Genomic DNA, 11,583 nt, shown 5'->3' with positions numbered 1-11,583 from the left:
GGGCCAAAATTGACAAATGCCAGGGTTTCCTGACAAATACGGAATTGCCTGACGTCAGTTCGCATGAATAAACAAGTAGAGCCCCCAACCACTGACTAACGCCCACACCAGCATCGGCAGGGAATAGAGGTGGAAGTGCCACCAGATAGAGCGATCTTTTGCCATGCGCAGCGCAATCAGATTGGCCAGCGAGCCTGGCAGCAAACCAAATCCACCAATATTCACCGCCCAGGCCAGCAGCACCGACGGCGGCAGGCTGCTCAACAGCAGGATGGTGGCAGGAACATTACTGATCACCTGCGACAGCCCCGCGGCCAGCAAAAACTGCCCTCCAGCCGGAAGCTGCCCGGCCAGATGCAGGGTGGACTGTACCAGCGGCAGCTTCGTCAGCAGGAAGACATCGATAAACATCACAATAAACACCACCAGCAGGCTCCAGTCGATGCTTAACAGGATGCGACGCGCCAGCACAAAGAAGGTAGCAAAGACCAGCACCAGCCCCCAGATGGCGAGATCCATTTCCAGCGCCGTAATAAACAGCAGATAAAGCAGCGCGCTGGCGAACAGCAACCGGCGCTGCCAGGGGGCATCCTCTGACGTCTGATGCTGCTCAATCTTCTTCGCGCGGAAACAGCAGGCGGTCAGTAACAGCAGGCTGAGCACCAGCCATCCGGCCAGTGGTAACATCTGCCAGATAAAACCAGCAAAGCCTGCATCACCGTGACGCCACAGCAGAATATTTTGCGGATTACCGATAGGGGTGAGCAGCGAACCCGCGTTCACCGCCAGGGCTTCAAAGATAATTAAGCGGGCAATCGGCAGCGAGGAATACTTTCGCAGAGAGAGCGTCAGCGGCACCAAAATAAACAGAGCAACGTCGTTGGTCAGGAACGTTGAGAGCAGTGCGGCGGCGGCCACCAGAAACAGCGCTAACTGGCGTTGATGGCGAAAGCCCTGCACCAGACGACGCCCGAGCACATCAAAATAACCGCTGGCCTCAATGCCTTTGGTCAGCATCAGCAAGCCGCACAGCGTGATAATGGTGGGCCAGTCTACAGCACCAGGCAGTTCCGCCAGCCGGAAAGGCACAAAACAGGCCAGCAGCAGCCCCAGAACCACCAACAGATGCAAAAAACGATCGTGCAAAAAAGGTCTGAGCAGAGAAGTCATGCTGGCGCGCCATGTGGTATCCCCTTTATCCCTGACGCTGCATCAGCATACGCCCGATGGACCGTCCCTGGATGGGGCAAGGTTCGTCAGGGCTGCCACAGGCAACGCCAGTGATGGGGGAAGAAGGTGATTAACGACTTTCGCTAAATTTTTTAAAGATGGCCAGCGTTTCATCGCTGACATGATGCTCAATCCCTTCCGCATCGCGGCGTGCGGTATCCGGGCTGATACCCAGTGCCAGCAGGAAGGTTTCAACAATATGGTGACGCTCGCGGCTCTCTTCAGCCAGTTTTTCCCCTTCCGGTGTCAGGAAAACGCCCCGGTAAGGTACCTGTTCAACCAGCCCGCCTGTGGCGAGACGTTTAAGCATTTTGGCCACCGTTGGCTGCGACACGCCCAGGCGAGCAGCCATATCCACCTGGCGGGCTTCACCAAACTCGCGGATCAGGTCAGAAATCAGCTCTACATAGTCATCGATTAATTCACGGCGGTGCGCTTCACGTACCTGACGGAAACCCTCGACATGCTCTTCAATATCTTTCAGTGGCGCGGGCACTGCCACTTTTGCGCGACGACTCATTCAGCTTCCTCTTCTTATCAGCCGCTGCATTATAGCGGGCAGCGGTCTGTTGTGTGCCACATTGTAAACGAACCGCAGGCAAGCACAAAATTTAGCGTATTAGCTATGGCTATAGGGTATAGCCTGTGCTATACCTGATGATAATTCGCGCATATCCTGATTGACCGGAGGGACATCAGATGAAAACACCACTGCTACTCAAACTCTTTTGCCGCTCGCCGTTTACACTCCGGCTGATGCTGCTGGAAATGCTGGTGAATACGAAGCCTGCCCGTCAGGCTTCTTAACCACTCAGCACCACTCAGCGCTTGTTCCGACTATTTTGTCTGTCACTTCACAGAACTTATTGATGATGCTGGTTGCCTTTCGGCAAAACAGCGATTATCGTGCCAGCCTTTCGTAAAGAATGCAGGCCGATCGGGCTCCACCCCACCCCTTCCCCCATGATCTTACGAGTTGTATCAGGCAGTTTGCCACTTCAGCGTCGAACTGAATGGCCGCTATAGCTATAGCTTTCCCTAATAAGAACCCATAATGAATCTGACATTAATTAAAACTGCTACAGCAGGCCGTTATCGTGCCTGGGTTAGCCCGTACGTTGGGCTGTATTTACTTTTATCCGTTCTGATTAATCTGGCATTCGGTTACCCGCTAAGCGGTTTATACAGCCTGGCTTTTACGGCACTGCTGGTGCTGCTGGCGGCGGTTGCCCCGAAAACGCAAAAAACGCTGATTGCCGTCGGTGTACTGATGGCCGGGTTCTATTACCCTTTTGGTCAGGTTTATGGTCCACCCAATTTTAATACCCTGCTGGCACTGCACGCGACCAATGTGGAAGAAGCCAGTGAAATAATGCTGATCTTCCCGCTGCATGATTATTTTATTGGCATGGCCATTCTGGCCGCCGGACTGCTGGCGCTCAGGCGTAAACCACTGGAAAAACAGCGCTGGTGGCACGCGGAAAGTGCCTGCCTCGCTTTCGTACTGGTGGCGTGGGTGACACAGCCAGTGATGAATCAGCTGACGGGCGGGGTGTTTAATCTGAAGGATACCGGTTTCCCACTGGTGCGCTTTGTGAAAGATACGCTGGAAAGTAAGTTTTCTGTCGATAAAGAGATCGACCGGATGAACCAGCTCGCCATGCTGAAAGACGACTGGCATGTGTTAAGCGTTAAACCCCAGCAACAGATTTACGTGGTGGTCATTGGGGAAAGCGCGCGTCGTGATGCGCTGGGTGCCTTTGGCGGGGACTGGGATAATACGCCTTTTGCCAGCCAGCTTAACGGCCAGTTTTTCACCCGCTATACCTCGGCGGCATCCTCCACTCAGAAATCGCTGGGCTTGACGCTTAATCAGGTGGTGGACGGTAACCCTGAATACCAGAACAATATCATTACTCTCGCTAACCGCGCCGGGTTTGATACCTGGTGGATGTCGAACCAGGGCCAGATTGGTCAATATGATACGCCGATTGCCAGCATTGCTCAGCGAGCCAAAAATGTGCATTTCCTTAAAAGCGGCGACTTTGAAGCGGATAAAAACACGCGGGATGAAGACCTGTTGAGTTATACGCCGGGTGCACTGGCACGTCCGGTCGATCGTCCTCGCTTACTGGTGTATCACCTTGTCGGTTCACATCCGAAGGCCTGTGATCGCACGCATGGTCGCTTTGTCGAACGTCTGCATTCGCTGGAAACCTCGTGCTATCTGTACAGCATGACGCAGACCGATGGTTTCCTGCAGCAGCTCTGGGAGCAGTTACACAGCAGCGGTCTGACTTTTTCGATGATCTATTTTTCCGATCACGGCCTGGCATTTAAAGAGAAAGGGACGCGTAACGAGTATCTGACTCACGATGATAAATATCGTCAGAACTTTGAGGTGCCGATGTTTATCAGCTCCAGTAACGACAGTCGTCATCAGATGATCACTACGCCGCGCTCAGCCAATGATTTCCTGATGCTGTTCTCACAGTGGACGGGGATTAAGACGAGGGAAATTACATCACGCTACCGCTTTGTATCCGCAGAGAAAGCGCCACCGATTGAAGTCACTAACTTTGCACTGAAGCGCCTGCCGTTTAATCAACTGCCGCAGGATCATTTTGCTAAGTAGGACATTCACATAAAAAAAATCCGCCCCAAGGGGCGGATTCTTCAACGTCAGTCCGGTAATCCGGACTTGCGGTTAGCAACTTAGAAGCTGTAACCTACGCCAGCAGTCCAGGTGCCAACGTCAACGCTGCGGATACGGCTCTGCTCGTAACCCACGTCCAGAGCGATGTCCTGGATTGGGTTGAACTGCAGGCCAGCACCGTAGGAGAAACCTACGTCGCTTGAATCATATTTTTCACGGTTTGGTTCGTTGTACTGGTATTTGCCGTAGCCGATACCCACAACACCGTAGATGCTTGCCCAGTCATTCAGACGGTAAGCTGGACCACCAGTGATGCCATAGTACTGGCCCTTGATGTAGTCGCCTGCATCGGTACGGTCTTTCTCAGTGTATGTGAAAGAACCAATCCAACCCAGTGCATCGCTGCCGTTTTCGTAGCGGTATTTCAGGTTGAAGCCGTTTGCTTTGTTAGCAACGCCCTGGTAATCACTCTGAGCGTAACCAGCGGAAACGGTGCTCTGTGCCATTGCTGAACCAGCAGATACTGCCAGTACGCAAGCTAATGCTGAAAGACATGCAATTTTTTTCATAACCACCTCAAATGTGAAAGTACTTCTCTCCTGACAACGCTGAAAATATAACAAAAATCAGCGAGAAACTCTGCCCTGATTTTGTTGTCTAACAGAATGTTTGGTGTAACAGAAAGTTAATGATGCATTCTATGTCATTCTTTTTTCTTATATTTATGGCTATTTCCATTCTATTTTTATCGACTGTAAAAAAAGCTTCATTGAGATAAATCCTAATCAAATCTGACAGTTCTTTACTGAACTGGCCCTGTTTTCTGACAAAATTTCTGTTTTTTTCACTTATTTTTTCCCCCTCTCTGGGTTTAGCAGCGCCTTCCAGTACACTGTCACAGCGCGTTTATCTTCGAAACGGATCAATTAAGGCTGGAATACAGGATGTCTTCTTCACACGTAAAAAATGCTGTCTGGTTACCTGTGCTGGTACTGCTGATTGCCATGACGTCTATTCAGGGCGGCGCTGCGCTGGCCAAAACACTGTTTCCTACCGTGGGTGCACCAGGCATTACCGCCCTGCGTCTTGGTCTGGGCACGCTTATTCTCTGCGTGATCTTCAAACCCTGGCGGCTGCGCTTCAACCGTCAGCAAATCCTGCCACTGGTGATCTACGGTCTGGCGCTGGGCGGAATGAACTATTCCTTCTATTTATCGATACGCACTGTACCGCTGGGTATTGCCGTGGCACTGGAGTTTACCGGCCCGCTGGTGCTGGCGCTCGCAGGATCACGACGCCCTCTGGATTTTCTCTGGGTAGGGCTGGCCGTACTGGGGCTGTTCTTCCTGCTGCCGATCGGGCATAGCATTGATAGCATAGACCCGGTTGGTGCGATATATGCGCTCACCGCTGGCGCCCTATGGGCAGTGTATATTCTGGCGGGCAAACGTGCGGGTAGCCAGCACGGCCCGGCCACCGTGGCGGCAGGCTCCCTGATTGGTGCGCTGGTGTTTGTACCGCTGGGCCTGGCGTATGCCAACCCCGGGATCTGGACCTTATCACTGATCCCCATTGGCCTGGCGATTGCGGTGCTCTCCAGCGCTCTACCCTACTCACTGGAAATGATCGCCCTGACACGTCTGCCTGCACGGACTTTTGGAACGTTAATGAGCCTGGAACCGGCGATGGCGGCCATCTCTGGCATGCTTTTCCTGGGTGAAGTGCTCACGCTGGTGCAGTGGCTGGCACTGCTGGCTATTATTACCGCCTCGGCGGGTTCAACCCTGACGATGCGTCCGGCAAAGCAGGACATTGACCCGGTGGGGTAATTAAGATAATAAACGGCCCCCAGCCTGCGGGAAATGTATCTCCCGCAGGTGATGACATCCTCCATGCTTAATTCCACAGCGCGAATTGTGACAAATGGGTTAATTACCCCACCAGAAACATCCAGTTATAATTTTAATAAAAATGAATCACTTAATGCAAAATTAAAACAATTACCCTTTAAAAACAGAAAGATAGAATAATAAAATAAACAAAAATCATTCGCATCATTATTTAACCTCACCCTTCTCTGTCTTTATTCGGTCAACAGGCCAGCACTATTCAATCAATAGGCACTAACTTTCCTGCAAAATTAAAAACCAGTGCTATACTTAATCCCGTATTCAATTAGGACAACCTGACTATCAAGAGGATATTAATGATGAGTACCGCTAAACTGGTTAAAGCAAAATCTTCTGATCTGATTTACACCCGTAACGACGTGGCCGATGACGAGAAAAAAGCCACCATTGAGGTGCTTAATCGTCTGGTTATTGAATTTATCGATCTGTCGCTGATTACCAAGCAGGCGCACTGGAACATGCGCGGAGCAAACTTTATTGGCGTCCACGAGATGCTTGATGGCTTCCGTACCGCGATCACCGACCACCAGGACACCATTGCAGAACGCGTTGTGCAGCTGGGTGGCGTGGCGCTGGGCACCACGCAGATTGTTGCCGACAAAACACCGTTGAAAAGCTATCCGCTGAATATTCACAGCGTGCAGGATCACCTGAAAGCGCTGGCCGATCGTTATGGCATCGTGGCTAATGACGTGCGCAAAGCCATCAGTGAAGTCTCGGATGAAGACTCAGCTGATATCTTTACTGCAGCATCACGCGACCTGGATAAATTCCTGTGGTTTATCGAATCTAACATCGAATAATCCCCCCGCTCAGTCCCAGGCAGATGGTTATCCATCTGCCTTTTTTTTGCCAAAATGTTGCTAAAGTAAGAACTCTGTGACATTAAATTAATCCCCCCCGACACTATCTGTTGTTTTTATCCCGTAATTTGCTAAAACTGCTGATGCACCACCATAGACACAGCGCACTATAATGGGGCACCAAAATTGTGCACCACCCTGAACCCTGTCAATGAGCTTAAGAAAAATCGCATTTAACTTGCTGTTTTTCATTGTTTTTGCAAAAATGGCACGATTCTTTCATAGGGCTGCGGGCATTTAATCGGGAAAGACCTTTCCCGAGAAGCGATAAGGATAAAATGATGAAGTCAATTTTTAAGGTTTCTCTTGCAGCGCTGACGCTGGCGTTTGCGATGTCTTCCACGGCTGCTGACAAAAAACTGGTTGTTGCTACCGATACCGCTTTCGTGCCTTTTGAATTCAAACAGGGTGATAAATATGTCGGTTTCGACATCGACCTGTGGGATGCGATTGCCAAACAACTCAACATGGAATACACCCTGAAGCCAATGGACTTCAGCGGCATCATTCCTGCGCTGCAAACCCGTAACGTTGACCTGGCTCTGGCCGGTATCACCATTACTGAAGAGCGCCAAAAAGCGATCGAGTTCTCTGACGGCTACTACAAAAGCGGCCTGTTAGTGATGGTAAAAGCGGGTAACGATGCCATTAAAGGCATCAATGACCTGAACGGTAAAGTGGTTGCAGTGAAGAGCGGCACCGGATCGGTTGACTACGCTAAACAGCACATCAAATTTAAAGATCTGCGTCAGTTCCCGAACATCGACAATGCCTATATGGAACTGGGCACCAACCGTGCTGACGCGGTGCTGCACGACACACCAAACATTCTTTACTTCATCCACACTGCAGGCAAAGGCCAGTTCAAGGCAGTAGGTGATTCAATTGAAGCCCAGCAGTACGGCATCGCCTTCCCGAAAGGCAGCGACGAACTGCGTGGGAAAGTGAACGGCGCACTGAAAACACTGCGTGAGAACGGCACCTACAATACGTTGTACAAAAAATGGTTCGGCAGCGAACCTAAATAATAAGAAAATATCGGTCATTCCTTAAACGCAGGAGCGTGTTGCTCCTGCGTTTTTTCCACATCAACACACTGTTTTAGATCCGGAGAATAAACATGCAGTTTGACTGGAGCGCCATCTGGCCTGCTATTCCAATCCTGCTTGAAGGTGCCAAAATGACCCTGTGGATTTCGGTCCTCGGTCTCCTTGGCGGCGTGATCATCGGTCTGGCCGCGGGTTTCGCCCGCGCCTACGGTGGCTGGCTTTCACGCAACATCGCGCTGGTTTTCATTGAACTGATCCGTGGCACTCCTATCGTGGTGCAGGTGATGTTTATCTATTTCGCACTGCCAATGGCACTGCCCGATTTCAGGATCGACCCGTTCACTGCAGCGGTGGTGACCATCATGATCAACTCAGGTGCCTACATCGCTGAGATTACGCGTGGTGCGGTGCTGTCGATTAACCGTGGCTTCCGTGAAGCCGGCCTGGCGCTGGGCCTCTCCAGCCGTGAAACGCTGCGCTACGTGATTATGCCGCTGGCACTGCGCCGTATGCTGCCACCGCTGGGTAACCAGTGGATCGTCAGCATCAAAGACACCTCACTGTTTATCGTGATCGGTGTGGCAGAACTGACCCGCCAGGGACAGGAAATTATTGCAGGTAACTTCCGCGCACTGGAAATCTGGAGCGCCGTTGCGGTTATCTATCTGATTATTACGCTGGTGCTGAGTTTCGTTCTGCGTCGCCTTGAGAGAAGGATGAAAATCCTGTGATTGAATTTAAAAATGTTTCCAAGCACTTCGGTGCTACTCAGGTCCTGCATGACATCGACCTGAAAATTAACCAGGGCGAAGTGGTGGTGATTATCGGCCCATCGGGTTCCGGTAAATCCACGCTGCTGCGCTGCATCAACAAACTGGAAGAGATCACCAGCGGCGATCTGATTGTTGATGGCAAAAAGGTCAACGACCCGAAAGTGGACGATCGTCTGATCCGCCAGGAAGCAGGCATGGTGTTCCAGCAGTTCCATCTGTTCCCACAGATGAGCGCGCTGGACAACGTTGCCTTCGGTCCTATCCGCGTACGCGGTGCGAAAAAAGCCGATGCTCAGCGTCTGGCGAAGGAACTGCTGGGCAAAGTCGGCCTGGCTGAACGCGCGAATCACTTCCCTTCCGAGCTGTCCGGTGGCCAGCAGCAGCGCGTGGCGATTGCCCGTGCACTGGCAGTGAAACCGAAAATGATGCTGTTCGATGAACCCACCTCTGCGCTTGACCCGGAGCTGCGTCACGAAGTGTTAAAAGTGATGCAGGACCTGGCTGAAGAAGGCATGACCATGGTCATCGTGACCCACGAAGTGGGCTTTGCGCAGAAAGTGGCATCGCGCCTGATCTTTATCGATAAAGGCCGCATTGCGGAAGACGGCAATCCTGACGAGTTGATCTCCAACCCGCCAAGCGCCCGTCTGCGTGAGTTCTTACAGCACGTGTCGTAATCCCCTCAGGGGCGAACCTGCATTCGCCCCTGCTTTTCGTCTTGTCTCAAAATCTCCTCTTACCCTCCCATACCGCCTTGAAGGTCTATACTTTTCTGCTGATCGCCACTACAGGAGAAGAGGATGTCAGGATTCGCCACGTTGTTGCGACTCTGTTTGCTCATGCTGGTATTTATCGGCGGGGTTCCGTCAATACAGGCCGTCACGCTTCCTGCCGCCGCTGTCGCCGCCTCGCAGTCCCCGCAAATCAGCAGCAGCCAGGCAGAACCGGATCGTGATGATAAGAAAGCGGCCTATGCCGCCCTCGCGAATATTCTCGACAATGACCAGTCTCGTCAGGCGCTAATTGAACAGCTGCGCACCGCTGCCGCTACATCGCCTGCCAACAAAGAACCGGTACTGACACCGCCCACGGAAGACGACGATAAAACCGTCTTACAAGGCGTGACTGACGTCAGCCGCCACTTTGGCGGTGAATTTGCCTCTCGCCTGCAACAGCTGCACCGCAATATCGTCGATGCCCCGCACAAACCCTTTAATCAGCAAACCTTCTTTAACGCGTTCCGGCATTTCGCCATGCTGGCGGCAGGTCTGTTTACTTTTTACTGGCTGATACGCTGGGCAGCCTCACCGCTCTACCGCCGTATGGGTGCCTGGGGACGCCAGAAGAACGCCGACCGCCGTAGCTGGCTGCATCTGCCGGGCATGATTGCTGCCGCCTTTATCATCGACCTGCTGCTGCTGGCACTGGCGTTGTTTGTCGGGCAGATCCTCAGTGACAATATGAACACCGGCAGCCGGACCATCGCCTATCAACAGGGACTGTTCCTCAATGCCTTTGCGCTCATCGAATTTTTCAAAGCCATTCTGCGCCTGATGTTCTGCCCGCGTTATCCGCAGCTGCGTTTTTTCCATCTTAGCGATGACCGCGCACACTACTGGTGCACCCGTCTGAGCTGGCTGAGCGGGCTGATTGGTTACGGCCTGCTGGTGATTGTGCCGATTGTGTCTAACCAGGTAAACGTGCAGGTCGGCGCGCTGGTGAATGTGGCCGTTATGGGGCTGATGACTGTCTGGGCGCTGTATCTGATTTTCCATAACAAGCACAATATCCAGCAGGAGCTGACGCGCCTCGCCGACCGTTCGCTGGCCTTTTTCGGGCTGTTTATCCGTGCCTTTGCGCTGATCTGGCACTGGCTGGCCAGCGCTTATTTTATCGCCCTGTTTCTGTTCTCAATGTTCAACCCTGGCGACAGCCTGAAGTTTATGATGGCAGCGACCGTTCGTTCGCTGGCCATTATCAGCATCGGTGCGCTGGTCTCCGGTATGCTGACGCGCTGGATCAGCAAAACCATTGTGCTGTCACCCGAGCTGCGCCGCGGTTACCCGGAGTTGCAAAATCGGGTCAACGGCTGGGTCTCAGCGATGCTGAAGCTGGCACGGATCATTACCGTATTTGCCGTCACCCTGATGCTGCTAAACGCGTGGAACCTGTTCGACCTCTGGCACTGGCTGACAGCGGGTGCCGGGGAAAAGCTGGTGGATATGATTATTCGTATTGTGGTGATCCTGTTCTTCTCCGCAGTAGGCTGGACGCTGCTCGCCAGCCTGATTGAGAGCCGTCTGGCATCTGACTCCCACGGACGTCCTATGCCCAGCGCACGCACTCGCACGCTGCTGACGCTGTTCCGTAACGCGCTGGCGGTGATTATCAGCACCATCACCATCATGATATTGCTGTCCGAGATTGGGGTGAACATTGCGCCACTGCTGGCCGGCGCCGGGGCGCTGGGACTGGCCGTGTCGTTCGGTTCACAAACGCTGGTGAAGGATATTATTACCGGGGTGTTTATTCAGTTTGAAAACGGCATGAATACCGGAGATCTGGTGACCATCGGGCCGATTACCGGCACGGTAGAGCGGATGTCGATTCGTTCCGTTGGTGTACGCCAGGATACCGGGGCGTATCATATTATTCCCTGGTCTTCGATCACCACCTTTGCCAACTTCGTACGCGGCATCGGTTCCTTTGTCGCCAACTATGATGTCGACCGCCGGGAAGACACGGAACGGGTTAACACCACGCTACAGGCGGCAGTGAAAGCGCTGCTGGAAGACGACAGTATTCGCGCAATGGTGATCGGGGAGCCGGCATTTTCCGGTCTGGTGGGCTTAACCAATCAGTCCTTCACGGTGCGCGTGTCGTTCACCACTCAACCGCTGAAACAGTGGACGGTACGTTTCGCACTGGATGGGATGGTGAAGAAACACTTTGATGCAGCGGGAATTAAAGCACCGCACCAGACGGTGCAGGTGATGCAGACCGGAACCAGTATTGACGGAGCTGCCAGCCTTGAAGCGCTGGAAGCCCCGAAATAAGGTGTTTGACGCCCGCTTAACCGAAACGGGCCGACGCACGCAGCGG

Annotated in this window: 10 protein-coding genes; 7 read left to right on the top strand and 3 right to left on the bottom strand. The window is 52.7% G+C overall.

Annotated features, from left to right (window positions below; translation table 11 throughout):
- Positions 1-54 precede the first annotated feature (54 nt).
- Together WH279_RS03755 and mntR are read right to left on the bottom strand one after the other, a co-directional pair.
- On the bottom strand, positions 55-1,170 hold the full coding sequence (locus WH279_RS03755; protein WP_339455056.1) for an SLC13 family permease: 1,116 nt from the start codon (positions 1,168-1,170) through the stop codon (positions 55-57).
- A gap of 130 nt (positions 1,171-1,300) precedes the next feature.
- On the bottom strand, positions 1,301-1,750 hold the full coding sequence (gene mntR, locus WH279_RS03750) for a manganese-binding transcriptional regulator MntR (protein WP_133841108.1): 450 nt from the start codon (positions 1,748-1,750) through the stop codon (positions 1,301-1,303).
- Between the two features lie 534 nt (positions 1,751-2,284).
- Between mntR and WH279_RS03745 the strand changes: the two genes are divergently transcribed.
- Positions 2,285-3,865, top strand: a complete 1,581-nt coding sequence (locus WH279_RS03745; RefSeq protein WP_339455055.1) for a phosphoethanolamine transferase — start codon at positions 2,285-2,287, stop codon at positions 3,863-3,865.
- An 80-nt stretch (positions 3,866-3,945) separates the two neighbouring features.
- Here the strand turns inward: WH279_RS03745 and ompX are convergent, their stop codons facing one another.
- Positions 3,946-4,455, bottom strand: coding sequence for an outer membrane protein OmpX (gene ompX, locus WH279_RS03740; RefSeq protein WP_133841110.1), 510 nt, complete (start codon positions 4,453-4,455; stop codon positions 3,946-3,948).
- 375 nt (positions 4,456-4,830) lie between these two features.
- Here ompX and rhtA point away from each other — a divergent pair, with 375 nt between their 5' ends.
- From rhtA to ybiO, 6 genes are all read left to right on the top strand, one after another.
- On the top strand, positions 4,831-5,715 hold the full coding sequence (gene rhtA / locus WH279_RS03735) for a threonine/homoserine exporter RhtA (RefSeq protein ID WP_339455054.1): 885 nt from the start codon (positions 4,831-4,833) through the stop codon (positions 5,713-5,715).
- A gap of 380 nt (positions 5,716-6,095) precedes the next feature.
- Positions 6,096-6,599: a DNA starvation/stationary phase protection protein Dps gene (dps, locus tag WH279_RS03730; protein WP_133842093.1), complete on the top strand. Its 504-nt coding sequence runs from the start codon at positions 6,096-6,098 to the stop codon at positions 6,597-6,599.
- Positions 6,600-6,940: 341 nt separating this feature from the next.
- On the top strand, positions 6,941-7,687 hold the full coding sequence (gene glnH, locus WH279_RS03725) for a glutamine ABC transporter substrate-binding protein GlnH (protein ID WP_200641077.1): 747 nt from the start codon (positions 6,941-6,943) through the stop codon (positions 7,685-7,687).
- A gap of 92 nt (positions 7,688-7,779) precedes the next feature.
- On the top strand, positions 7,780-8,439 hold the full coding sequence (gene glnP, locus WH279_RS03720) for a glutamine ABC transporter permease GlnP (RefSeq protein WP_062746608.1): 660 nt from the start codon (positions 7,780-7,782) through the stop codon (positions 8,437-8,439).
- On the top strand, positions 8,436-9,158 hold the full coding sequence (glnQ, locus tag WH279_RS03715) for a glutamine ABC transporter ATP-binding protein GlnQ (RefSeq protein ID WP_133841112.1): 723 nt from the start codon (positions 8,436-8,438) through the stop codon (positions 9,156-9,158). Before glnP ends, glnQ begins: the two co-directional genes overlap by 4 nt.
- Positions 9,159-9,320: 162 nt before the next feature.
- On the top strand, positions 9,321-11,537 hold the full coding sequence (ybiO, locus tag WH279_RS03710; RefSeq protein ID WP_339455225.1) for a mechanosensitive channel protein: 2,217 nt from the start codon (positions 9,321-9,323) through the stop codon (positions 11,535-11,537).
- Positions 11,538-11,583 lie beyond the last annotated feature (46 nt).

Source organism: Erwinia sp. MYb375, assembly GCF_037479175.1.
Lineage (GTDB): Bacteria > Pseudomonadota > Gammaproteobacteria > Enterobacterales > Enterobacteriaceae > Erwinia > Erwinia rhapontici.
This window is presented reverse-complemented; position numbering and strand designations above follow the sequence as displayed.

Excerpts from the sequence above, each read along its gene's own strand:
- WH279_RS03755 (WP_339455056.1), bottom strand. The coding sequence starts at position 1,170 with ATGACTTCTCTGCTCAGACCTTTTTTGCACGATCGTTTTTTGCATCTG.
- mntR (WP_133841108.1), bottom strand. The coding sequence starts at position 1,750 with ATGAGTCGTCGCGCAAAAGTGGCAGTGCCCGCGCCACTGAAAGATATT.
- WH279_RS03745 (WP_339455055.1), top strand. The coding sequence starts at position 2,285 with ATGAATCTGACATTAATTAAAACTGCTACAGCAGGCCGTTATCGTGCC.
- ompX (WP_133841110.1), bottom strand. The coding sequence starts at position 4,455 with ATGAAAAAAATTGCATGTCTTTCAGCATTAGCTTGCGTACTGGCAGTA.
- rhtA (WP_339455054.1), top strand. The coding sequence starts at position 4,831 with ATGTCTTCTTCACACGTAAAAAATGCTGTCTGGTTACCTGTGCTGGTA.
- dps (WP_133842093.1), top strand. The coding sequence starts at position 6,096 with ATGAGTACCGCTAAACTGGTTAAAGCAAAATCTTCTGATCTGATTTAC.
- glnH (WP_200641077.1), top strand. The coding sequence starts at position 6,941 with ATGAAGTCAATTTTTAAGGTTTCTCTTGCAGCGCTGACGCTGGCGTTT.
- glnP (WP_062746608.1), top strand. The coding sequence starts at position 7,780 with ATGCAGTTTGACTGGAGCGCCATCTGGCCTGCTATTCCAATCCTGCTT.
- ybiO (WP_339455225.1), top strand. The coding sequence starts at position 9,321 with ATGCTGGTATTTATCGGCGGGGTTCCGTCAATACAGGCCGTCACGCTT.